The organism is Candidatus Thiopontia autotrophica (assembly GCA_014384675.1).
Taxonomy (GTDB): domain Bacteria; phylum Pseudomonadota; class Gammaproteobacteria.
Genome location: JACNFK010000038.1, coordinates 1 through 22,540 on the forward strand (window position 1 = coordinate 1; position 22,540 = coordinate 22,540).

Consider the following 22,540-nt stretch of genomic DNA (forward strand, 5'->3'; position numbering starts at 1 on the left):
ATCTCCATTTGTTACATGATCTCAATAACACTAAAAACGCAGACCTGACCCCCTCACAATCTCATATACATCCCTGGATAGCCCCTCTCTGTCGGCAATTCTCTGTAGCTGAGCTCGCATCAGAGACTGCCTTCCATCGTCATATCGCCGCCACTGGTTGAATGCGCCAACCATGCGAGCCGCAACCTGAGAATTAAATTTATCCAGCCTCAGAACCTGATCAGCCAGGAAACGGTACCCTCGCCCATCAGCATCGTGAAAATGGAGCTGATTTCCATGGGCAAAAACCCCGACCAGTGAACGCACTCTGTTGGGGTTAGTGATGTCGAAGTCAGGATGGTTTAGCAGAGCTTCAACCCGATTCATTGCATCTGGGAGTTGCGAGCCAGCCTGCAGCGCAAACCACTTATCCACCACCAAGCGCTCATCTCTCCACTTATCGTAGAAGTTGTTAAGTGCTGATGTGCGTTGCGGCAGATCAACCTGCTCCAGTGCAGATAGCGCCCCCATCTCATCACTCATGTTCTCTGCCTGCTCCAGCTGAGTAACTGCCATATCGACAACATCATCACTTCCGAGACGCATCAACATGCCGAGAAGCTGGTTACGCAGCGTACGTCCGGCAATCATCTCCGGATCAAGTTTGTGATAGAGCTCAACCATCTCCTGCTGGTAACGTTCGGCAATGGCACGTATCGCAAACTCACGAGCCTGGTGAATGGCTACCACATCAACCACCTCCATCTTCTCTGCCAGCCAGCGTTCACCAGGCAGCATCAGAGTCTCTGCAATAAATGCCGGATCTTTCTCGCCATCTGCCAGCAGCTCTCCTATGGCATTGAGCCATGCCTCATCCATCTCAGGGGCAGATTCACCAACCCATTTCAATAGCAGTGATTCTGCAATCTGCTGTCCTGCATCCCACCGATTGAACTGATCAGAGTCGTGTGCCATCAAGAAGAGTTGCTGCTCTTCCGTATGCGCTGTCTGTAACAGGATTGGTGCCGAGAATCCGCGCAGTATAGATGGCACTGCGTCAGCTGGAACCCCCTCAAAACGGAATGACTCACTTCTCTCCTGCAACTCAACCATACGGGTAGTTTCCGGCAACAGATCTTCCCCTGTTGTGGCAGAGAGAATACCAACTGCAACAGGAATGTGGTGCGGCTGCCACCCCTCTCTCTCTTCGTCACTTAGTGACTCTGGAGGAAGTTGCTCCAGTGTCAGAGTCATGGTCTCCGACTCTGGATCATGGCTCCAGCTAGCCTGCAGTTGTGGTGTCCCTTTTTGTCTGTACCAGCTCATAAAATGGCTCAGATCACGTCCGGATGCCTCCTCCATACAGCGTACAAAATCCTCAACCGTAACGGCCTGCCCATCATGTCGCTTAAAATAGAGATCCATCCCTTTGCGCCAGCTCTCCTCGCCCAACAGGGCGTGCTGCATACGTACAACCTCGGCCCCCTTCTCATAGACCGTAACGGTGTAGAAGTTTCTGATCTCTATATAGTGGTCTGGGCGAACCGGATGCGACATCGGCCCACTATCCTCAACAAACTGGGCACTGCGTAGCAGCCTTACATCCTGAATCCTCTTTACTGCACGGGAGTTGTGGTCAGCCGTAAACTCCTGGTCACGAAATACCGTAAGCCCCTCCTTGAGGCTAAGCTGAAACCAGTCGCGACAGGTAATGCGGTTACCGGTCCAGTTATGAAAATACTCATGACCAATCACAGCCTCAATATTCAGATAGTCCACGTCGGTCGCCGTCTCTGGCCTGGCCAACACAAATTTGGAGTTGAAGATATTGAGACTTTTATTCTCCATCGCCCCGGAGTTAAAGTCATCAACAGCAACTATATTGAACAGATCAAGATCATATTCACGGCCATAGACTTTTTCATCCCATGCCATGGAGCGCCTGAGAGAGACCATTGCATGGTCACACTTGTCAACGTTATGGGGCTCGGTAAATATGCGCAGGGTTACATCTCGCCCCGATGCTGTCTTGAACTGGTCCTGGATCCCTTGCAGCTTTCCTGCAACCAGGGCAAACAGATATGCCGGCTTGGGAAATGGATCCTCCCAGCTGACCCAGTGACGGCCATCAGGATAACCACTATGTCCTGTCTGGTTACCATTGGACAACATAACCGGACAGAGCTTTGGGTCGGCCGCAATGGTAACACTGAATTTTGACATCACATCAGGACGGTCGGGGAAAAAGATAATTTTTCTGAAACCCTCCGCCTCACACTGGGTACAGAAGATGGGGCCGGACCGGTATAACCCCTCCAGCGACTTGTTCTTCTTCGGATAGAGTCGTGTCTCCATCTGCAGTACAAACTCATCGGGCACGTCACTTATGGTCAGGGTATCTCCATCTCTCTGGAATCTGTCATCACCAAGTGACGCTCCGTCCAGTTGAAGCGAAATCAGCTCCTGACCACCACCACTGAGAACCAGAGGTGCTCCACTCTCGCCATCAGGAGAGGCCACAATCTTGAGGCTCGCCTTTACCCGTGTCTCATCCTCCCCGAGATCAAAGAATAGCCGTACCTCGGGAACCAGATGGTTGGGTGGGGTGTAACTGCTTAGATAAGTTGTTTCTGGAGTTGGTGATGTCATACCGCTTTCCTGTTTACGAGTTCACAAAATCGGCATATCATCCCGCATTCACCGAAAAATGGGAACTCATAAACATGGCCAGAAAAATAAAAATCTACAGTACCGGCACCTGCCCACGCTGTGACAAATCCAAACAGCTACTCACAAAATGGGGGATATCCTACATTGAGGTCAGGGTCGATCAGTCACAGAAGGGGTTGAAAGAGATGCTGAAGCGGACCAACAATGCCCGTACTGTTCCACAGATTTTTCTTGGGGATGATCACATCGGTGGACTGGATGAGCTAACCGAGGCCCATATGGACGGCGAGCTGGATGGGATCAGTTAGGTAGACCGTCGTTTATCTTCAGAGAGAAACGCTTCTCCCTCTTTTTCTTGCCTGAATCTGATGACCTGGAGCGGCATTTTTTGAGCTGACTGCGGTAGCTGTTACTGGTCTCCTCCACCCACTTGGCAACCTTCATCAGACGCGGATGGTTCTCGTACTCTCTACTCAGAAAACCTCGGTGCCCTTCATGGTATGCCAGATAGAGGTTATAGGCATCTTCCCTTGGAATCTTCAGGCTACGGTGGGTACGATTCAGATACCAGCCGACAAAATCCACGGCATCGGCAAAATCATCACGTTCCGCATCGTTGCTATCTGTCTTCTCCTGGTACTCTCTCCAAGTCATATCCAGCGCCTGGGCATAGCCATATGCACTGGATAATCTCTCACCAGGGATAAATCCAAGATAGTGTCGACGGGGTGCACGTACATCCCCATCAAAACCTGACTCATGACGCACAACTGCCATAATCACCTCCTGAGGAATCCCCCACTTCTGCTCTGCCCTGACAACCTCCTTTTCCCAATCCGGGTTCATCTTATAGATAGAACATATATTGTCCGGATCAAATCGCTGCGACTCACAGCCACTAATCAACAGCAACAGAAATGGCAGCAACATGGTCTTTAAGTGATTCATCAACAACATTGTAACCTCTGCCAGTTTTTTGTATTACCACTTTTTTCAAGGTAAACTCAGCCAGACAAGCTGGAGGAGATAATAATGAAAACAATCCACACACTGTTCACAACACTGTTTTTTTACCTGATCATAAGCCTACCGTCTGTTGCTGATGGCCTGTGGGTCCACCACAGCGTCGAAGAGGAATTCGACACCATCAAGGAGTATATTGAAGAGGGGATAACCAATCAGGGGTTAGTGGTTGCCCACAGCTCTGATGTCGGGGGGATGCTGCAACGTACCGGAAAAGATCTGGTTACCAGAGTACAGGATATCGCCCACACCATGATCAGCAAGGCAAAAGGTACGGTTGGGGTGGCTGATAATAGAGAGCCAACAGTGGTGGCTGCAACTTTTGTCCGCTCCGAGGTGATCGAGTTCTGTAGCGCAAAACTCTCTCGCAAAATGACAGATGCGGATCCTGCCAATGTTATCTTTTGCCCCTACTCAATAGCCATCTACACCACAACCAAAAACCCGGAACTGGTTCATATCTCATATCTTCAACTCTCAAAAATTGGATCTCTGAAATCTCGTGATATTCTCAAAGAGGTGGAGGCGATGCTTGAACAGATTGTGAATGAGGCAACCGAGTAGTGATAGCTGCTGTAGCAGCGCTTCTGTTATCTGCATCTGTTCTTGCTACACCGGTTGAAAATATCCAGCCAGCACTGGATTCAACAGATAATTCCGGTAGCGCCCCGGATTTTGGCAGCATAAAGGATCGCTCGATCCGCAAGAGCGCTTTCATTAGCTATATGGCATCACAGGCACGCCCAATTATCCACAAGATTGGCAAGGAGCGTACGGTTCTGCTTAGTCTATATCTGCGCTACCGTTCTGGTGACTCACTAAACGATAAAGAGCAGAGCTGGGTGCTGGAGCTGGCAAAAGTCCAGGGATTGCACAAATTCAACTCGGATAATGAGGAGAGCTGGAGCGAACTTCTAAAGAGGACAGATATAATTCCACTATCCCTGCTGATGGCACAGGGAGCCCTTGAATCTGCATGGGGAACATCCCGTTTTGCCAGAGAGGGAAACAACTATTTTGGTATCTGGTGTTTTACCCCCGGGTGCGGCATGGTCCCCAAACAACGCAATGAGGGGGCAACTCATGAGGTTGAAAGTTACGTCAGCATGAAAGCTGCAATAGAGAAATATATCTACATACTCAATACACGTCCCGCATTTGAGGAGCTACGCAACCTGAGGCACCAACAGCGGCTCAACCTGCTAACACCATCCGGAACCATACTTCTCAAGGGGTTGGGGCTTTATGCAAAAAATGGGGCGGAGTACATGGAGCTGGTCAAAAAAATCATCCGCCAAAACGGTCTTGGACAATACGATTAACTGCCAATTTCTGCTATCCTAACCACCATGATTCAGTAATCACCATTCTGGTGACCAGGAGATGTATAGGATGAAAATAGTACGTACCAGGATAAGGATATCCACTGTTGCGTTCGCAGCTGGGGTTCTATTTAGCGGCGTAGCCACAGCACAATGGCTTGGCCCATGGGGAAGCGGGAATGATCTTGCTACTGCGTGGGGGCTCGAGACCGACTCAATCGATGATCCTGATGAGGGGCCGGGAGAGACTATCGACTATGGTGCCTCTGAAAAGGCTTTCGGGATGTCAGTGCAATCAGGTGCGGAATCGAGACCACCAGTTGTTACCGAGAGAAGGGCTGCCGCTCCACCTCCACCTGTAAGGACAGAACGTCCGCGCATAAGGGGCAACCGTGCTGGAAATGGATATAGAAGAGCCATCCCACCACAGAGATATAGAAACTATCGACAACGCCCTCCAGTGAGACCTGCACCATACTACGCCCCAAGGAGAATGGCTCCTCCGCCAAGAAGGATGCCTATGCGTCCAGTACGGCCTCTTTCCCCTTACCCGTACTATAGACGCTAAGGGAAGTATGGCTCTGACAATAAAAAAGGATGATCAATGATCATCCTTTTTTATTGAAACTGGTCTCTTACAACCGTCCTCTCTATCTTTTCCTTATTCTGGCAATAATCACTACCACCAACACCAGTAGAATAATTAGCAGCCAGATTCGCCACACAATAACTGTCTCCGGTTAACGGTAGAGTTTGTAATTTACCAGCTCTTTTTTCATGGTGCGGCCAACTGCCAGATCCATTGCAACACGATCATCATCATTTTTTACATCAATCTCAGCACCAGATTGAATTAGCACTCTGGCCATTGCATGGTTACCACGACGTACCGCAGTATGGAGAACCGTATCACCATGTTTTCCCTGGTCATTTACATCTGCACCACTATCAATAAGTATCTTGGCCATTACGATCAGGTCACGATTTACCGCCTCCTGCAGAGGTGTATCACCAAACCTGTTCCTATGGTTAATGTTTGCTCCATGCTTGATCAACAACTCAGCCAACTCATGATCACCCTTGAGAACAGCCTGCATCAGAGGAGAATCCCCGAAATGGTTCTCAATATTTACATCAGCACCATTCTTGATCAGCAGTTCCATCATCTCCGGGGTGCGTGCCAGATGGAGAGGCTGCTCATCATAACGGTTAACCTTGTTAATCGAGATACCCTTCTTCAGCATATTCTGCACCTGCACGATATCATTGCGCGCAACAGAATCATGAACCGAGTGGGCTGCATGCAGGGATAGCGGTGCCAACAGCAATAGAGCCAGCACTGCCCCCTTATTAAATAACATCGATAATCCTCGCATCTCCCCTCTACTCCCAGCTTCAAACAATTCTTTGTAAAGCAATACAATAGCACTGCAATTTGGTAACTGTTGATTATCTAATTTAATAACATAAAAGTCCAGCTCGCTCGATAAATATGGTGCCCGGAGCCGGAATCGAACCGGCACGATCTTTCAATCGAGGGATTTTAAATCCCTTGCGTCTACCAATTTCGCCATCCGGGCCTAACGCAAATTACCAATAAAAAAGCCGCTGAATTATACCGATTCAGCGGCTTATGCACATCAGTGATTTCAGAGCAGGTAGCTGCTATGCCGCAACACTCTCCTTCTCCTTCTTAATATCCCCATCAACCACCTCAAGTTTGGGCTTCTGGTCCGGCAGCAACTGCTCCCGTATCTGCTGTTCAATCTCCCGAGCTGTCTCAGGGTTGTCTTTGAGGTACTGTCTTACCTTGTCTTTGCCCTGGCCTATTCTTTCACTGCCGTAGCTGTACCAGGCCCCGGATTTCTGCATGATCCCCTGCTGCACTCCAAGATCGATGATCTCCCCCTCTCTGGAGATCCCCTCTCCATAGAGGATGTCGAAGGTGACCTGTTTGAAGGGGGGGGCCACCTTGTTTTTTACCACCTTCACTCTGGTGTCGTTGCCGAGTATTTCGTCGCCTTTTTTGATGGCTCCGATACGACGGATATCAAGACGGACCGAGGAGTAGAATTTTAGGGCGTTGCCGCCGGTGGTGGTCTCGGGGTTGCCAAACATGACCCCAATCTTCATCCTGATCTGGTTGATGAAGATGACGAGGGTGTTGGAGCGCTGGATGTTTGAGGTTAGTTTTCTCAGGGCCTGGGACATTAGTCTGGCCTGGAGCCCTACGTGGTGGTCTCCCATGTCCCCTTCGAGTTCTGCCTTGGGGGTGAGGGCTGCTACCGAGTCTATTACTATTATGTCTACCGCACCTGAGCGCACCAGCATGTCGGTTATCTCCAGGGCCTGCTCTCCGGTGTCTGGCTGGGAGATGAGTAGATCGTCAATGTTGATCCCAAGTTTTGCGGCGTAGGTGGGGTCAAGGGCGTGCTCGGCATCGACAAATGCTGCGGTACCACCCAGCTTCTGCATCTCGGCCACTGCATGGAGGGTAAGGGTGGTTTTACCGGATGATTCAGGGCCGTAGATCTCTACCACTCGGCCTCGGGGCAGTCCTCCTATGCCGAGGGCTATATCCAGCCCCAGTGAGCCGGTGGAGACGGCATCTATGTCGCGCTGGGCGTTGTCGTCCCCCATGCGCATTACGGAGCCCTTGCCGAACTGGCGTTCGATCTGGGTAAGGGCTGCATCGAGGGCTTTCTGCTTGTTCTCTTCCATTTTTCATTCCTCCCGGATTACGGTATAGTGTAAACAGTTACAAAACAACAAGAGAACTTTTGTTCTCCTTTTGTTCTTACTATACCCGGAAAAAATAGAATTGCAAACAGAAATGTATATTTATTTTTCTCCTCGCCCCACCCCATAGTATTTAATACCGGCAGATCTCATCTTCTCTGGCGAGTAGAGATTTCTACCATCAAAAACCACCGGGGTTTTCATCTTCTCAATCAATAAGTTAAAGTCTGGTGACCAGAAACTCTTCCACTCCGTCACAATCATCAGGCCATCAGCACCATCAAGAACTGAATCTCGCCCCTCCCCATAACTGATCGCACTCTGTTCTCCAAAATATCGCTTTGCGCTCTCCATCGCCTCGGGGTCGTAAATTTGTACCGATGCCCCCTGCCCCACTAGCGTCTCCACCAACTCGACTCCAGGAGCATTCCTGATATCACAGCTGCCCGGTTTGTAGGAGATCCCCCAGAGCGCAAACCGCTTTCCTCTCAGATCCATCTCGAAGTGACTCCACGCCTTGCGGAACAGCACCTCCTTCTGCTGTTCATTTATCTCCAATACCGCATCCAGCAGCTGTCCGGCAGACCCTGCCTCTCGAATTGTGTTGGCGAGAGTGGCGACATCCTTGGCAAAGTTGGGGCCACCGAAACCGGTACCTGGATATAGATAGTCATAACCGATACGCTGATCAGACCCCATCCCCTGACGCACCTCCTCAATATCCGCCCCCACATCTTCCGCCACATCCGCCATCTCGTTCATAAAGCTGATACGGGTCGCCAGCATTGCATTGGAGGCAAACTTGGTAAGCTCTGCAGAGCGTGGGGACATCGTCATCACCACATCACGATTCCGGTTATAGGGAGCATAGAGGTCACGCATAATCTCTACCCCCTCAACGGAGTCACTCCCCAACAGAATCCGATCTGGACGACGGAAATTCTGGATCATCCGCCCCTCAGTCATAAAATCTGGCTCCACAATCAGATGACAATGGCTCGGCGCCCCGCGCTGATTCAACTCATCCTGGACGATCTCATAAAGCCTGTCCGAGGTGCCAATCGGGAAGGTGGTACGGTTCACCAGAAGAGTGTCGCTCTCTATCACCATACCGATACGTCCCGCAATGGTCTCAGCCAGCTCCAGCTGCTCCGGATCTAGCAACAAAAAGTGCAGGCCACCATACTCAGCACCCTCATTCAGTGACTGGGAGAGACGCAGGCGACCACTATCCAACTGCTGGCCAAGCAGCTTCTTCAGCCCCGGCTCACTGATTGAGCTCTCTTCTATCTTCTCTGCAAATGGAAAAGTCGATGAGACCAGCAACACCTCATTACCGATATCCGCCAGACAGGCAGCTGTCACCAGAGCAGATGGATTATTGCCGTATACTGTTATTTTCATCTGAAATCATCCTTGAAGCGCATCAATCTGATGCATGCGTTGAATAACCACAAAAAGCGAAGCCTGACCCCAATATCATTGCACTATCTTCTTCAATAGTCCGGCCGTTGAGCTGTCGTAATTCTCTAATGGTGACTCGTGGTTGAGAAGGTTCCGATGAACCTGATCCGCAACCTTCTTGCCCAGCTCCACCCCAAACTGATCAAACGGGTTAATCTCCCAGATCACACTCTCCACGAACACCTTGTGCTCATACATGGCAACCAACACCCCCATACTTTTAGGGGTCAGCGCATCCAGCAGAAAAGTGCTGCTTGGGCGATTACCCTCATGTCTAAGATATGGATCCTCACTCTCCTGTCCAACCATAAAGGCGCGGCTCTGCGCCAGACAGTTGGCAATAGTCAGTTGGTACTGCTCCAAATCTGCCCCCGCCGGATCTATTGGCAGAATAAAATCCATCGGAGCAAAGCGCGTCCCTTGGTGAAGAAGCTGATAGAAGGCGTGCTGCGCATTGGAGCCCACCCCTCCCCAGACAATGGGTCCGGTATCGTAATCGACCCTCTCGCCCTGCAGAGTCACCGACTTGCCGAGGCTCTCCATCTCCAACTGCTCGAGATAGGAGGAGAAGTGGTTCATGTGGGCCGCGTACGGCAGAACCACATGGCCCGGCATCCCCAGGAAATTACTGTTCCAGACCCCGATCAACCCCATCATCACCGGAATGTTTGTCTCAAATGGCTCAGACTCAAAATGGCGATCCACCAACCGTGCCCCCTCCAGCAGCTCCTCAAAGGCACCATTCCCAAGATAGAGCGCGATCGGCAGCCCAATGGATGACCACATCGAATAACGCCCCCCCACCCACTCCCAGAACCGGAAGATATTCTCCTCAGGCAGCCCCCACTCCAGGGCCTTGTCAACATCTGCTGTGGCTGCTACAAAATGGCGATGAACAACATTGGCGCCCCCCGACGCCAGGGCAAGCCAGGCCCGGGCCGCGGCCGCATTGGACATTGTGTCCGCGGTGGTAAAGGTCTTTGAGGAGACCACAAACAGCGTGGTCTCCGGATCCAGGCGGGGCAGAATATCAGCCGCATGGGCGCCATCAATACTGGAGATAAAGTGAATATCAACTGTCTCATCCGCCATAGAACGTAGCGCTCGGCAGACCATCTTCGGCCCAAGATCAGAGCCCCCAACCCCGATATTGACCACATCGGTAATCTTCTTGCCGGTAAAACCGCGCCAGCTGCCTCCACGAACCTGCCCCACGAAATTGCGCATCTGCCCTCGCACAGCATGGACATCATCGACCACATTATGACCATCTACCTCCACCGGCTCTTGCGGACGGCTGCGCAGTGCAGTATGGAGCGCCGCACGCCCCTCCGTGCTATTGAGCGGATCACCACGCAACAGCTGGCTGATCCGCTCGGGAAGTTCCTGCTGGTTGGCCAGGGCAATCAGCTTATTGATAGTCTCCGGCTGAACCCTCTGTTTGGAGTAGTCGAACAGCACCCCATCGAGCTGGATTGAAAAACGGTCAAAGCGGTCGGGATCCTCCACAAACAGATCCCGCAGGTGCTGAGTACCCATCTCCGACACATGGCCCTGTAGCGCCTGCCATGCACTGCTATCTGTTACCAGCGGATTAGCCATTGTTCCCACCAGCATGTTTCTGAATCAACTGCCCTACCTCATCACCAATTTCATTATCTCTCAACGCGTACTCTATATTTGCCCGTACGTATCCAAATTTATATCCACAGTCATAGCTTATACCATCAAAGGTATAGGCATAGACTGACTCCTCCACAATCAAGGCGGCAATTGCATCTGTTAGCTGAATTTCGCCCCCCGCACCACTCTCGGTCGTCTCCAGCAGATCCATCACCTTTGGGGTTAATAGATAACGCCCAACAACAGAGAGTTGCGATGGCGCCTCCGCCGTCGATGGCTTCTCCACCACCCCACTCATCCTCTGCAATTTGCCGCTCTCCCCCTCCTCAAGCGAAACAATGCCATATTTCTCTACCTCATCCAGCGGCACCGTCTCTACGCCAATGATGGCAGAACCCTTTTCACCAAACGCCTTCACCATCTGCGCCATACACCCCTGGCCACCGTTATGGATCAACACATCAGGCAGGATCACCCCAAACGGCTCATCGCCCACTGCATCCCTGGCACAGAGCACAGCGTGCCCAAGCCCAAGCGGCTGGTGCTGGTAGACAACGGAAACAGTGACCCCTTTGGGAAGAATGGAACGCACCTTCTGCAGCAGCTCATCCTTCCCCTTATCCTCCAGAGCAGCCTCAAGCCTGGGGTTCTCCCTAAAGTGCTCTTCCAGGGCACTCTTTTCAGGGTGAGATACCAGAATAATCTCTTCGGCACCAGCCTCCACCGCCTCCTCGACAACATACTGAATCAGCGGCCTATCGACAACCGTAAGCATCTCCTTCGGAATCGCCTTGGTCGCAGGCAAAAAACGAGTCCCCAGACCTGCTACAGGAAAAACATACTTAGTGATTTTCACATCAAATTCTTATAGTTATCAATTAATAGGGATGACATTATCAATCAACCATACAAACCGCAACCATTAAGAAGAGATGATCCAGGCATGGGAGGAGGAGCAGGGTTTGATCCCCGAAGGGGAGGTAGCTCTGCTGTCAACCACCTAAAGTTGGTCGGGGCGAGAGGATTCGATCCCGCAAGGGAGGCGCCGAAGGCAGCCCACCTCCGCTCATCCGAAGTCGCAATTCTACAGGGTTTGAACCACCTAAAGTTGGTCGGGGCGAGAGGATTCGAACCTCCGACCACCGGCACCCCATGCCGGTGCGCTACCAGGCTGCGCTACGCCCCGAATAATAAATGGAGGCTGGAACCGGAGTCGAACCGGTGTACACGGCTTTGCAGGCCGGTGCATAACCACTCTGCCATCCAGCCAAGATGACTTTGGAATTTTGAAAAATTAAGGGGACACATAACTAGTATATGTCCCCTTAACTTTTCCAATAAAATTTGGAGCGGGAAACGAGATTCGAACTCGCGACCCCGACCTTGGCAAGGTCGTGCTCTACCAGCTGAGCTATTCCCGCGTAAGAGTTGGCATATTCTATGCTTTGATTGCCTCCTGTCAACCCCCACTAGTCAAAAAGAGTTAGCCCAAATCCCCAGATAGAAACGTAGGATCAATCTGTTGTGCAGTATTTATGTTTATATCTGGGGATTTGGGGTTAGTCGTCACCTTGTAAAACTGGCCACGCTGCACGCAGATAGATAACCATTGACCACAGAGTCAGCAACATTGCTATATAGAGTAGCACCATACCGACTACTGAGGTCGGAATATCCCCTATAGGCTCTAGATAAAGAAGCATCGAAATAGCAACCATCTGCACTGCGGTCTTTATTTTTCCAATCATTGAGACTGCCACATTGGCACGGCCGCCCATCTCTGCCATCCATTCACGCAGTGCCGAAATCGCAATTTCACGACCAATAATGACAATGGCAGGAATGGCTACCCAGAATGTAGGCATATCACTTACCAATAGCACCAGTGCAGCCGCCACCATCAATTTGTCTGCAACCGGATCCAGGAATGCCCCAAAGGGTGATGTTTGATTGAGTTTTCTTGCCAGAAATCCATCGAGCCAATCGGTCAGTGCCGCAAGCACGAAAATCCCTGCGGCTGCCATTCTCCCCCACTCAGCCGGCAGGTAGAAGGCGATGATGAAGAAGGGGATCAGGATGATCCGCAGCAGTGTAAGAATTGTGGGGACGTTAAGCGTCATTATTCGTGAAATCTATCATAAATCCGCTGAGCAATCTCTTGATTGATCCCTGGCACTGCGGATATATCCTCAACTCCTGCACGCACAATCTCCTGCAGCCCTCCAAAATGGTTGAGTAGTTGTTGTCTTCTCTTCGGCCCCACCCCTGAAATCTCCTCCAAGGGGGAGCGATTTCTCTTTTTGGCGCGACGTTGGCGGTGTCCAGTGATGGCGAAGCGGTGGGATTCGTCCCGGATCTGCTGGATCAGCAGTAGTGCCGGGGAGTCTGCAGGCAGGGTCTGCGCTGCTGCGCCGTCGAGGAAGAGCCTCTCTTGTCCCGCTCTGCGGTCTGGCCCTTTGGCGACCCCCAGTACGGTTACCCCCTCGATCTGGAGCTCTTCCAGTACGCTGCTGGCCTGACTGCACTGCCCCGGACCGCCGTCAATCAGCAGTAGATCGGGGAGCTTTCCCTCCCCTTTGATTAGGCGTGTGTAGCGTCGCTGCAGGGCCTGGCGCATTGCTGCGTAGTCATCCCCACCGGCAATGTCACGAATATTTAAACGTCGATAATCCGATTTGAGCGCCACCCCATCCTCAAAGACCACACAGGAGGCGACGGTCTCCTCCCCCATGGTGTGGCTGATGTCAAAACACTCCATCCGTTGCGGTAGCTGGTGCAGTTTGAGTGCGTCTTGAAGCGCCTCAACCCGGGCAATCGCGCTTGACGCATGTGATAGTCGACTCTGGAGGGCGAGTTCTGCATTTTCCTGTGCCATTTTCATCCAGCGGGTACGATCCCCGCGCAGCTGGTGGCGAATCGAGACTTTGTGGCCTGCGTGGGTGGAGAGCACATCCTGCAGTAGCTCTCGCTGATCTGGCTCTTGAGTCACCAGAATTTCCGCGGGGGCGCTCTGTTCCAGATAGCGTTGGGAGAGGAAGGCGTAGAGAACCTCCGATTCACTTTTGCCTTGTGCATTTTTGGGGAAGTAAGTGCGGTTGCCGAGATTCTGGCCATGGCGAAAATTGAAGAGCTGGATCGATGCACTGCCCCCCTGCATTGCCACTGCCACCACGTCGAGATCTCCACGCTCTCCGCTGATGTACTGTCTCTCTTGTACCCTGCGCAGAGTCGAGATCTGATCTCTGAAGCGGGCTGCCTTTTCGTACTGCAACCCGGATGCTGCCTGCCCCATTTTTGTTATCAGATCATCGACCACCTCACCGCTTTTGCCCTCCAGGAAGAGCACCGCATGGTCTACGTCCTGCCGATACTCTTCGGGGGTAATCAGTCTGGTGCAGGGGGCACTGCAGCGCTGGATCTGATGCTGCAGACAGGGGCGGGAGCGGTTGCGAAAGAAGCCATCCTCGCACTGGCGTACCGGAAAGAGTTTCTGCATCAGCCTCAGGCTTTCGCGCACCGCCCCGGCACTTGGGTAGGGGCCAAAATAGCGCCCCTTGCCATTTCGAGCACCGCGATGGAGTCCGAGCCTGGGGAATTTGGTGTGGGTGGAGAGGTATATGTATGGATAGCTTTTGTCATCCCGCAGCAGAATGTTGTAACGGGGACGGTGTCTCTTGATCAGATTGCTCTCAAGAATCAGTGCCTCATTCTCGGTATGGGTGGTCGTAACCTCAACTGAGGCGACATGAGACATCAACGCCCTGGTTTTTGGGGCTAGTCCACTGCTACGAAAATAGCTGGAGACCCGCTTTTTGAGATTGCGCGCCTTCCCTATGTAGAGGATCTCACCATCCGCATTGAGCATCCGGTAGACGCCGGGGCGTGTGGTTTCGGGCAGGGTTGGCCTCTCCATAAAAATGGATGGTATCACGGTAGACTATGGGTTCAGCAGTAAATAAGGGGAGGTTCCTTAGGTATATGCCCCTTAATTACCGTATCATGTCAAACCATGAGTTCCACAGATAACAGCCTGAAGAGGCTGCATAAGTTGTTGCAGAGTAGTGGTATGACATCCGATAAGCCGGGGCGTTCGCTGCGTCCCAGAAAGGAGTTGCCGGATGATTTTGTCGAGGCGAGTCTGCCGCCACTGAAAAACCGCAAGCCTTGGGGAAAACAACCAACATTCTTTCTCTCCAGGGGTGAGGTCTCCAGCCATCTGCTAAAAAAGGCATACTATATTAACCAGTTAAACAGAAAGGTGATCCCCAGGCTGGGGCTTCCATACTCATCCCATCTGCGGCTGAGCTCAATAAATGCCGAGGGGGTTGCCATTGTCCATGCAGACTCCCCTGCCTGGGCACAACGAGGACGCTTTCTGCAGCAGAATATTCTTGATCTGCTGCATCAGGAGGGGGTGCGCCAGGTTAAGCGGGTGAGGTTGAAAGTCCGCTTCTCCAGCGAGCCACCACCACCCGAGATAATCACTGCAAAACAGGCCTCTACCAAGGTGGCGGAACAGCTCTCTCGCCAGGCACGCTCTATCAAGGGGGAGCTGGGGCAGTCGATGCAGCGCCTATCCAACACGCTACTTCGCAATCGACAGCGGGGAGGCAAATAGGGGGCACTAGCCCGTTCTGGTGAAATATTCGGGCTAAGGTATAATGGCGCTTTTTTTCAGGGAAGAAGAGCTATGTCTAAAGCAGAAGATGGTAATACCGTAAAGATACATTACACAGGGACTCTGGAGGATGGATCCCAGTTCGACTCATCGGAGGGTAGAGAGCCTCTAGAATTCACTATCGGCAGCGGCCAGGTTATTCCAGGCTTTGACAAGGCTTGCTGTGGAATGGTGGTTGGAGAGAGCGTTACTGTAACCCTTGCTCCAGAGGATGCCTACGGAGAGCATAACCCGGAGATGATCGCACAGGTTGATCGCTCGATGATGCCAGATGATCTGGAGCCTGAGGTTGGAATGCCGATGAATGCATCTGGACCAAACGGTGAGACTCTAAATTTCGTCATCACCGCATTCGATGATGAGACGGTTACCGTAGATGGCAATGCCCCACTAGCCGGCAAGGCCCTGACCTTTGCAATCGAGATGGTTGAGATTAGTGAGGGACCGTCTGAAGGAGAGTCTTCCGAGCAGGAAGCTGCTGAATAGATTCAAAACAGATGAGTCAACTCCAGGATGAGATCGGCAAACGGCGGACGTTTGCCATCATCTCACACCCCGATGCGGGTAAAACAACCATTACCGAGAAGCTGCTGCTGTTCGGAAAGCTGATTCAGCAGGCCGGTACCGTCAAGGGGCGTGGCTCTGATCGTCACGCCACCTCGGACTGGATGGAGATGGAGAAGGAGCGTGGCATCTCGGTCACCACTTCGGTGATGCAGTTCCCTTATAAAGAGCGGATGGTAAATCTGCTCGATACCCCGGGGCATGAGGATTTCTCGGAGGATACCTATCGCACCCTGACTGCGGTTGACTCTGCATTGATGGTGATTGATGGTGCCAAGGGTGTTGAGCCTCGCACAATCAAGCTAATGGAGGTATGCCGACTGCGTACTACCCCCATTCTCACCTTTATCAACAAGATGGATCGTGATATCCGTGACCCCATTGAGCTGCTGGATGAGGTGGAGGAGATTCTTAACATAAAGTGTGCCCCCATCAACTGGCCGATCGGTATGGGCAAAGAGTTCAAGGGGATCTATCAGCTCGACAGAGACCGCACCATTCTCTACCAGAAGGGTCAGGGCCATACCATTCAGGATGAGCAGATAATTGAGGGGCTGGACAATCCGGCACTGGATGAGGCGATCGGCAGCCTGGCTGATGATCTGCGTGAGGAGCTGGAGCTGGTGCAGGGGGCGAGCCACCCATTTGATCTGGATGAGTATCTGGCCGGGAGTCTCACCCCTGTCTACTTTGGTACTGCACTGGGCAATTTTGGGGTCAAGGAGATGCTGGATGGCTTTGTGGAGATTGCCCCCACTCCTCAATCGCGTGACACAGAGGATCGAACTGTCACTCCGGATGAGGAGAAGTTCACCGGCTTTGTCTTCAAGATCCAGGCCAATATGGATCCAAAACATCGTGACCGGATCGCCTTTATGCGGGTCTGTTCAGGAAAATTCCAGCAGGGGATGAAGCTACGCCATAGCCGCATCAACAAGGATATTGCAGTCCCCAATGCCCTCACCTTTCTGGCCGGTGACCGCTCCCACACGGATGAGGCGTGGCCGGGGGATATTATCGGGCTCCATAACCACGGCACCATTCAGATTGGAGATAGCTTCAGTCAGGGGGAGTCACTACGTTTTACCGGCATCCCCCACTTTGCCCCGGAGCTCTTCCGTCTGGTTCGGCTCAAGGATCCGCTAAAGAACAAACAGCTACAGAAAGGGCTGCAGCAGCTATCCGAAGAGGGGGCGACCCAGCTCTTTATGCCTCTTAATAACAACCACCTTATTCTAGGCGCTGTCGGCATACTGCAGTTTGATGTGGTTGCCCACCGACTTAAACATGAGTACAAGGTGGAGGCGATCTATGAGAATGTCTCGGTTGCAACTGCACGCTGGGTCGAGTGCGAGGATGGGGTTGAGCTGGAGCGATTTAGAAAAAGAGCTAGTGACAACCTGGCGATTGATGGTGGCGGCAACCTCACCTATCTGGCACCAACCAGGGTCAACCTTGATCTGACTATAGAGCGTTGGCCAGAAGTTGAGTTCCACCCAACCAGAGAGCATTAGTTTTATCTATATGCGGATAAATAACTACTATTTTACTATCCAAGGATTTTCTTTATAATGGGCGCAAATGTTGAGGAGATACAACTCCGATTCAAAATTTTTAACCATTTTTTAATTTTAAGTTTAAAGGAAAATATCATGAAAAAAATTATTGCTACTATCGCTCTTGTTGCTGTTGCTTCTAGCGCTTCTGCTTTCTTCGGTGGATCTGACGACAACCAGTCTGGTTACGGAACTGGTTCTGCTGACGGTGCTTTCGACGGAAAGGGTCGTGGTGCTGGTAAGGGAAATGCTGACGCAGAGGGTAACTTCAGCATGACTATCAACGCTTCTGGTAAGGGTTCTTCTAACATGGAAGCTGACATGGACGCTGCTGAGAATGCACGCATGAACGGTACTACTGACGTTCGCACTGAGAACACTCCTGCTTACTACGGAGCTCCTGTAGCTAAGTAAGAAGAGTACTCTTCGTATAAAAAAACCCCGTACATTTATGTATGGGGTTTTTTTTGTTTAAAAGATAATAAAGATCTATATTATATAAACACTGCATATTTATCAGATAGTTATCCTGCGCACAAAACGACCTATCGTCATAAGTATTTTTATTGACTTATAAATTATTGCTTCTGTATTATTCAATAACTTTCTTATATACTTGCAGACAGTTGTTAAGGGGAGTTCCTCCGAGACAGAATTTTTATAGAAGGCCAGCCTGGTTGGCCAATTTTTGAAAGGAAAATATCATGAAAAAGATTATTGCTACTATCGCTCTTGTTGCTGTTGCTTCTAGCGCTTCTGCTTTCTTCGGTGGATCTGACGACAACCAGTCTGGTTACGGAACTGGTTCTGCTGACGGTGCTTTCGACGGAAAGGGTCGTGGTGCTGGTAAGGGAAATGCTGACGCAGAGGGTAACTTCAGCATGACTATCAACGCTTCTGGTAAGGGTTCTTCTAACATGGAAGCTGACATGGACGCTGCTGAGAATGCACGTTTCAAGGGTGACTCTGATGTTCGCACAGAGAGCCGTCCTTACTACTACGCTCCTGTAGCTCCTGCTGCACAGTAAGACACAGTTTTACTGAGTTTAGTAAAAACCCTGTACGATCTGATCGTACAGGGTTTTTTTATCGATTATTTTTTTGCCCGTTATGAGTATTACGGGTAGCGATTTCACAGATAATCTCGTAGAATTGCGCGCACATCTGGAGAGGTGACAGAGCTGGTTGAATGTACCGGTCTTGAAAACCGGCGTAGGTTAATAGCCTACCCAGGGTTCGAATCCCTGCCTCTCCGCCAATTGATCTTATTTTTCATTTAGTTACAGAATAAAATAGTTTTTACCCAACAAAAAGCCCATCATATGAAATATGGTGGGCTGTTTTTATGGCGCCCGAAAACTCTATTATATAGTTACGGGCTATTGTTAAATCACCTCTACTCCATCTCTCTCTGAATTTTCACAAACACGCCTCAATCGAATTGCCGCGTCACTGAATACAAGACCAAGAAAATGTCTCGATCTCCAGGCCCCGCTAGAGGTTTATGAGAAGATCGTGGCAGTTTTGTCTTCTACTGTATCTCGGCCCCCGAACTGCCGGATCTTCTGAACCGTTTTGAGAAGTGGGTTACAGAGAGCTGAGACAGTCTCTCTAGTGCTCACCTTTGGTTTTACGTATCCCGGCAATTCGATTCCCCTGCTTTTGGGGGCCACCCATGGGAAAAAGGTCATGAAGATAACGATTATTTCCATGCTCCTTGCCCCACACCTTGGCAAAGTGCTTAATCATTTTTCTCACCTCAATCTGCACCCCATGCTCGTCATAGTGGTCTCGAATCAAGTTAATAACATCCCAGTGCTCATCGGTTAACGCCTCAATCCCCTCCTTCTTCGCCTGAGCAGTCGCAAACCCCTCTGACCACTGATCAAGATCCTGGATATACCCCTCCTGGTCCGTTGCAATCTCCTTACCATCCACGTTGACATACTCAACCCGAATTGCTGTTGGATTTGTGTTCATTGCCATCATTAATACCCTATTTTTTCTCAAAAAAAAGCTGGGGGTGCAGATTAATCAGCACATCCCCCAGCCCACAGAACTATTACAACACCACCGTATCAAGATAGATACAGATCCTAGTTCATCATCACTTTTTTGGCCCGAACGATCTGGTAAGCACGTCCCAGATAGGTGAGTGGAACACTCCAGACGTGAACCAAACGAGTAAATGGGAAGACCAGGAATATTGTCATACCAAAGAACATATGGATCTTGTAGGCACCCGATACACCGGCAATCAGACTAGGATCAACGCTCAATGTTGCAATGCTCTTCACATAATCCGCAAGAACCAGCATCGTCGTCACATCCCCCTCAGCAGCATGGTGCAGTGAACCAGGAATGGTATTCAACCCCAGCGCAGCCGTTGCCAACAGCCAGATGATAACGAAGTTATCCCGTTTACGGCTTACTGCCTTCACTCTCGCATTGGTCATACGACGATTAACCAGTATTGCCGCACCCACAAGCGCCATTCCACCAAACAGAGCACCCGCATAAATCGCAATGTACTGATGTTGCACATCGGTAGCAACCATCTGCCACCAACTATGGGGTAGCAACATACCCGCTGCATGTCCAAAGAAGATCCCCAGGATCCCCACATGAAACAGGTTACTCCCCAACCACATCCCTTTATTGCTCAGTAACTGACTGGAATCCGCTTTCCAGGTGTACTGCTCACGATCAAAACGTATCCAACTGCCCAGAATAAAGACTGTTCCAGCCAGATAGGGATAAACACCAAAAATAAAATCATGTAATGTCATTTCCTGCTCCTTTAAGCGGCTTTAACCAATTGACCACGGTTCTCGACCATACGAACCAACTTTGCATACGGGCTGTCGGCCTTCTCCAGATTATCTGCGAGGATCGCAAGGATCTTCCCAACGTCTGCCAGGAAGAAGCGGCACTCATCCTCTCCCAGTGTGGAGACATACTCCAACAACAGAGGCAGATAATCAGGAATCTCCCCATCCTTCATCTCAAGACCGTTGGCCTTGAAATGCTCGGTCAGGTCGATCAATGCCGGACCACGATCACGACTGTCACCATGAATATGGTGGGTCATATGAAGATCATGCTCAGGAACCATATCAAAGGTCTGTACATAGACCTGCTGGATTCCAGTCAAGTCATGAAGCTGTAGCCAGCTGATAAACTCACGTAGCGCCTTACCCTCACTTCTGTTGATCTCAGAGTCACTATCGATCACCTCCGTGATCTCCGATAGATGATTCATCAGCTCAGGCGTTGGATAATCCAACAAGCGAGCCAGTACTGTATAAAGTTTCATCTCTAACTCTCCTTATTAAGATTTTCTGCTTTTGGGTGGAGCCACGATAGCCATCGGGGTGACCGTCTTCTTGCGAGGAACCGGGAACAGAGAGAGTCCTCGTCCAGAATCTTCGCCCTGCCCACTGGTGTTACCACCAGAGAAACCATTCTGCCCCTGGAACCCGTAAGGGTCATCAAGACGTAGCTCCTCATGAGAGGTCGGAATCACAAAGCGATCTTCATAGTTGGCAATACCAAGATATTGGTACATCTCCTCTGCCTGCTCAACCGTGAGACCCGCAGTCTTCAATGCATCCGCCCCTTCACCATCCTCAACCGCCTTCATACGCTGATGGCTACGCATCGCCAATAGACGACGGATCGCATCGGTAACCGGCTTCTCATCCCCTGCCGTCAACAGATTGGCAAGGAACTTGGTTGGGAATCGCAGTGCATCCACCGTTGGAATCACACCATCGGCCTCAGTTGGCAGGTTACCCTGGTCAATCTGTCCCTGTACTGGCGACATTGGGGGCACATACCACATGCTAGGCAGGGTGCGATACTCTGGATGGAGCGGGAAGGCGATCTTCCAATCCACCGCCATCTTGTAGACAGGTGAGTTTTGCGCCGCATCAATCCAGGATTGAGGTATACCATCTGCCAATGCCTGCTTAATCACCTCTGGATCGTTTGGATCCATAAAGGTGTTCAGGTGATCCTGATAAAGATCGGTCTCTACTGGGGTACCGGCTGCATCACTAATGCGATCTGCATCATAGAGCATCACACCCATATAACGGATACGACCTACACAAGACTCCGCACAGGCCGTCGGCATGCCAGACTCAATGCGAGGATAACAGAGGATACACTTCTCTGATTTACCCGACTCCCAGTTGTAGTAGATCTTCTTGTAGGGGCATGCACTCACGCACATGCGCCAGCCACGACAACGATCCTGATCCACCAGAACCACCCCATCCTCATCACGCTTATAGAGCGCGCCGGATGGGCAGCTGGCCACACAGGCCGGGTTCAGACAGTGGTTACAGAGGCGAGGCAGATACATGTGGAATGTATTCTCAAACTCTGAATACATCTGCTTCTGAATCCCCTCGAAGTTCTTATCCTGTGAACGCTTCTCGAACTCACCCGCCAGATCATCCTCCCAGTTCGGTCCCCAAGTAATCTTGTCCATGGTCTCACCGGTAATCTGGGAGAGTGGACGCGCTGTAGGCGCCGCCTCAGAGAGAGGTTTGTTCTGCAGTTTGGGGTAGTCATAGTCGAATGGCTCGTAGTAGTCATCCACCTCTGGCATGTCCGGGTTGGCAAAGATGTTCAGCAGTTTGCTGGCACGACCACCGGCCTTCAGCTCCAGCTTGCCATTCTTGTTGACCCAACCACCTCGCCATCTCTCCTGGTCTTCCCACATCTTGGGGTAACCAATACCGGGTTTAGACTCGACGTTATTGAACCAGGCGTACTCAACCCCTTTACGGTTCGTCCAGATGTTCTTACAAGTTACTGAACAGGTATGACAACCAATACACTTGTCGAGGTTCAGTACCATTGCAATTTGTGCACGTATTTTCATGTTTTATTCTCCTATTGTGCTGACGATA

At 51.0% G+C, this 22,540-nt stretch carries 22 protein-coding genes and 5 tRNA genes; 10 read left to right on the forward strand and 17 right to left on the reverse strand.

Annotated features, from left to right (window positions below; all coding sequences use genetic code 11):
* Positions 1-30 precede the first annotated feature (30 nt).
* Positions 31-2,628 (reverse strand): aminopeptidase N, encoded by a 2,598-nt coding sequence (pepN, locus tag H8D24_07805; GenBank protein MBC8520292.1) that lies wholly within the window; start codon positions 2,626-2,628, stop codon positions 31-33.
* A gap of 74 nt (positions 2,629-2,702) precedes the next feature.
* Here pepN and H8D24_07810 point away from each other — a divergent pair, with 74 nt between their 5' ends.
* A complete protein-coding gene (locus tag H8D24_07810; GenBank protein ID MBC8520293.1) occupies positions 2,703-2,957 on the forward strand; it encodes a glutaredoxin in 255 nt (84 codons plus the stop codon).
* Here H8D24_07810 and H8D24_07815 read toward each other — a convergent pair.
* A complete protein-coding gene (locus H8D24_07815; protein MBC8520294.1) occupies positions 2,950-3,597 on the reverse strand; it encodes a transglycosylase SLT domain-containing protein in 648 nt (215 codons plus the stop codon). The two genes, H8D24_07810 and H8D24_07815, sit on opposite strands and share 8 nt — an antisense overlap.
* 84 nt (positions 3,598-3,681) lie before the next feature.
* Between H8D24_07815 and H8D24_07820 the strand changes: the two genes are divergently transcribed.
* The 3 genes from H8D24_07820 to H8D24_07830 all read left to right on the forward strand — a co-directional run bounded on the left by H8D24_07820 (position 3,682) and on the right by H8D24_07830 (position 5,562).
* Positions 3,682-4,236 carry a DUF302 domain-containing protein gene (locus H8D24_07820; protein ID MBC8520295.1) on the forward strand — a complete coding sequence of 185 codons (555 nt, stop codon included), beginning with the start codon at positions 3,682-3,684 and terminating at the stop codon, positions 4,234-4,236.
* Positions 4,236-4,994 carry a glucosaminidase domain-containing protein gene (locus tag H8D24_07825; GenBank protein MBC8520296.1) on the forward strand — a complete coding sequence of 253 codons (759 nt, stop codon included), beginning with the start codon at positions 4,236-4,238 and terminating at the stop codon, positions 4,992-4,994. The genes H8D24_07820 and H8D24_07825 overlap by 1 nt, the downstream gene beginning before the upstream one ends.
* Before the next feature lie 70 nt (positions 4,995-5,064).
* Positions 5,065-5,562, forward strand: coding sequence for a hypothetical protein (locus tag H8D24_07830; protein ID MBC8520297.1), 498 nt, complete (start codon positions 5,065-5,067; stop codon positions 5,560-5,562).
* A gap of 172 nt (positions 5,563-5,734) precedes the next feature.
* Here H8D24_07830 and H8D24_07835 read toward each other — a convergent pair whose 3' ends face one another.
* The 11 genes from H8D24_07835 to uvrC form a co-directional block, all read right to left on the reverse strand.
* The gene (locus H8D24_07835) at positions 5,735-6,355 is read right to left on the reverse strand and encodes an ankyrin repeat domain-containing protein (GenBank protein MBC8520298.1); all 621 of its coding nucleotides are present in this window, start codon (positions 6,353-6,355) and stop codon (positions 5,735-5,737) included.
* 132 nt (positions 6,356-6,487) lie between these two features.
* Positions 6,488-6,574 (reverse strand) — tRNA-Leu (locus H8D24_07840).
* A gap of 85 nt (positions 6,575-6,659) precedes the next feature.
* Positions 6,660-7,715: a recombinase RecA gene (recA, locus tag H8D24_07845; GenBank protein MBC8520299.1), complete on the reverse strand. Its 1,056-nt coding sequence runs from the start codon at positions 7,713-7,715 to the stop codon at positions 6,660-6,662.
* 120 nt (positions 7,716-7,835) lie between these two features.
* Positions 7,836-9,137 (reverse strand): UDP-glucose/GDP-mannose dehydrogenase family protein, encoded by a 1,302-nt coding sequence (locus H8D24_07850; GenBank protein ID MBC8520300.1) that lies wholly within the window; start codon positions 9,135-9,137, stop codon positions 7,836-7,838.
* A 75-nt stretch (positions 9,138-9,212) separates the two neighbouring features.
* Positions 9,213-10,799: a glucose-6-phosphate isomerase gene (pgi, locus tag H8D24_07855; GenBank protein MBC8520301.1), complete on the reverse strand. Its 1,587-nt coding sequence runs from the start codon at positions 10,797-10,799 to the stop codon at positions 9,213-9,215.
* Positions 10,792-11,676, reverse strand: coding sequence for a UTP--glucose-1-phosphate uridylyltransferase GalU (galU, locus tag H8D24_07860; GenBank protein ID MBC8520302.1), 885 nt, complete (start codon positions 11,674-11,676; stop codon positions 10,792-10,794). The genes pgi and galU overlap by 8 nt, the downstream gene beginning before the upstream one ends.
* A 253-nt stretch (positions 11,677-11,929) precedes the next feature.
* Positions 11,930-12,006, reverse strand: a tRNA-Pro gene (locus H8D24_07865).
* Positions 12,007-12,015: 9 nt separating this feature from the next.
* A tRNA-Cys gene (locus H8D24_07870) sits at positions 12,016-12,089 on the reverse strand.
* A gap of 76 nt (positions 12,090-12,165) precedes the next feature.
* Positions 12,166-12,241, reverse strand: a tRNA-Gly gene (locus tag H8D24_07875).
* 138 nt (positions 12,242-12,379) lie between these two features.
* A complete protein-coding gene (gene pgsA, locus H8D24_07880) occupies positions 12,380-12,940 on the reverse strand; it encodes a CDP-diacylglycerol--glycerol-3-phosphate 3-phosphatidyltransferase (GenBank protein ID MBC8520303.1) in 561 nt (186 codons plus the stop codon).
* Positions 12,940-14,733 carry an excinuclease ABC subunit UvrC gene (uvrC, locus tag H8D24_07885; GenBank protein ID MBC8520304.1) on the reverse strand — a complete coding sequence of 598 codons (1,794 nt, stop codon included), beginning with the start codon at positions 14,731-14,733 and terminating at the stop codon, positions 12,940-12,942. The genes pgsA and uvrC overlap by 1 nt, the downstream gene beginning before the upstream one ends.
* Before the next feature lie 96 nt (positions 14,734-14,829).
* Here uvrC and H8D24_07890 point away from each other — a divergent pair, with 96 nt between their 5' ends.
* From H8D24_07890 to H8D24_07915, 6 genes are all read left to right on the forward strand, one after another.
* Complete coding sequence (locus H8D24_07890) at positions 14,830-15,438, forward strand: DUF721 domain-containing protein (GenBank protein MBC8520305.1); 609 nt, start codon at positions 14,830-14,832, stop codon at positions 15,436-15,438.
* Positions 15,439-15,510: 72 nt separating this feature from the next.
* Positions 15,511-15,984 (forward strand): peptidylprolyl isomerase, encoded by a 474-nt coding sequence (locus tag H8D24_07895; protein MBC8520306.1) that lies wholly within the window; start codon positions 15,511-15,513, stop codon positions 15,982-15,984.
* Positions 15,985-15,995: 11 nt separating this feature from the next.
* Positions 15,996-17,576, forward strand: a complete 1,581-nt coding sequence (locus tag H8D24_07900; GenBank protein ID MBC8520307.1) for a peptide chain release factor 3 — start codon at positions 15,996-15,998, stop codon at positions 17,574-17,576.
* A gap of 57 nt (positions 17,577-17,633) precedes the next feature.
* Positions 17,634-18,032 carry a hypothetical protein gene (locus H8D24_07905; GenBank protein ID MBC8520308.1) on the forward strand — a complete coding sequence of 133 codons (399 nt, stop codon included), beginning with the start codon at positions 17,634-17,636 and terminating at the stop codon, positions 18,030-18,032.
* Between the two features lie 290 nt (positions 18,033-18,322).
* Entirely contained in the window at positions 18,323-18,646 is a 324-nt protein-coding gene (locus H8D24_07910) for a hypothetical protein (GenBank protein MBC8520309.1), read from the forward strand.
* 138 nt (positions 18,647-18,784) lie between these two features.
* Positions 18,785-18,876: transfer RNA gene (locus tag H8D24_07915), tRNA-Ser, on the forward strand.
* A 353-nt stretch (positions 18,877-19,229) separates the two neighbouring features.
* Here H8D24_07915 and H8D24_07920 read toward each other — a convergent pair.
* The 4 genes from H8D24_07920 to narH form a co-directional block, all read right to left on the reverse strand.
* Positions 19,230-19,598: a TusE/DsrC/DsvC family sulfur relay protein gene (locus H8D24_07920; GenBank protein MBC8520310.1), complete on the reverse strand. Its 369-nt coding sequence runs from the start codon at positions 19,596-19,598 to the stop codon at positions 19,230-19,232.
* Positions 19,599-19,714: 116 nt separating this feature from the next.
* Positions 19,715-20,407 carry a respiratory nitrate reductase subunit gamma gene (gene narI, locus H8D24_07925; protein ID MBC8520311.1) on the reverse strand — a complete coding sequence of 231 codons (693 nt, stop codon included), beginning with the start codon at positions 20,405-20,407 and terminating at the stop codon, positions 19,715-19,717.
* An 11-nt stretch (positions 20,408-20,418) separates the two neighbouring features.
* Entirely contained in the window at positions 20,419-20,934 is a 516-nt protein-coding gene (gene narJ, locus H8D24_07930) for a nitrate reductase molybdenum cofactor assembly chaperone (GenBank protein ID MBC8520312.1), read from the reverse strand.
* 15 nt (positions 20,935-20,949) lie between these two features.
* Entirely contained in the window at positions 20,950-22,512 is a 1,563-nt protein-coding gene (gene narH / locus H8D24_07935; protein ID MBC8520313.1) for a nitrate reductase subunit beta, read from the reverse strand.
* Positions 22,513-22,540: the final 28 nt, after the last annotated feature.

Coding starts and splice junctions, on each gene's coding strand:
- H8D24_07920 (MBC8520310.1), bottom strand. CDS start 19,598: ATGAACACAAATCCAACAGCAATTCGGGTTGAGTATGTCAACGTGGAT.
- narH (MBC8520313.1), bottom strand. CDS start 22,512: ATGAAAATACGTGCACAAATTGCAATGGTACTGAACCTCGACAAGTGT.
- H8D24_07895 (MBC8520306.1), top strand. CDS start 15,511: ATGTCTAAAGCAGAAGATGGTAATACCGTAAAGATACATTACACAGGG.
- pgi (MBC8520301.1), bottom strand. CDS start 10,799: ATGGCTAATCCGCTGGTAACAGATAGCAGTGCATGGCAGGCGCTACAG.
- H8D24_07815 (MBC8520294.1), bottom strand. CDS start 3,597: ATGAATCACTTAAAGACCATGTTGCTGCCATTTCTGTTGCTGTTGATT.
- recA (MBC8520299.1), bottom strand. CDS start 7,715: ATGGAAGAGAACAAGCAGAAAGCCCTCGATGCAGCCCTTACCCAGATC.
- H8D24_07850 (MBC8520300.1), bottom strand. CDS start 9,137: ATGAAAATAACAGTATACGGCAATAATCCATCTGCTCTGGTGACAGCT.
- H8D24_07905 (MBC8520308.1), top strand. CDS start 17,634: ATGGGCGCAAATGTTGAGGAGATACAACTCCGATTCAAAATTTTTAAC.
- H8D24_07820 (MBC8520295.1), top strand. CDS start 3,682: ATGAAAACAATCCACACACTGTTCACAACACTGTTTTTTTACCTGATC.
- H8D24_07900 (MBC8520307.1), top strand. CDS start 15,996: ATGAGTCAACTCCAGGATGAGATCGGCAAACGGCGGACGTTTGCCATC.
- narI (MBC8520311.1), bottom strand. CDS start 20,407: ATGACATTACATGATTTTATTTTTGGTGTTTATCCCTATCTGGCTGGA.
- H8D24_07810 (MBC8520293.1), top strand. CDS start 2,703: ATGGCCAGAAAAATAAAAATCTACAGTACCGGCACCTGCCCACGCTGT.
- pepN (MBC8520292.1), bottom strand. CDS start 2,628: ATGACATCACCAACTCCAGAAACAACTTATCTAAGCAGTTACACCCCA.
- narJ (MBC8520312.1), bottom strand. CDS start 20,934: ATGAAACTTTATACAGTACTGGCTCGCTTGTTGGATTATCCAACGCCT.
- H8D24_07830 (MBC8520297.1), top strand. CDS start 5,065: ATGAAAATAGTACGTACCAGGATAAGGATATCCACTGTTGCGTTCGCA.
- H8D24_07835 (MBC8520298.1), bottom strand. CDS start 6,355: ATGTTATTTAATAAGGGGGCAGTGCTGGCTCTATTGCTGTTGGCACCG.
- uvrC (MBC8520304.1), bottom strand. CDS start 14,733: ATGGAGAGGCCAACCCTGCCCGAAACCACACGCCCCGGCGTCTACCGG.
- H8D24_07890 (MBC8520305.1), top strand. CDS start 14,830: ATGAGTTCCACAGATAACAGCCTGAAGAGGCTGCATAAGTTGTTGCAG.
- pgsA (MBC8520303.1), bottom strand. CDS start 12,940: ATGACGCTTAACGTCCCCACAATTCTTACACTGCTGCGGATCATCCTG.
- H8D24_07910 (MBC8520309.1), top strand. CDS start 18,323: ATGAAAAAGATTATTGCTACTATCGCTCTTGTTGCTGTTGCTTCTAGC.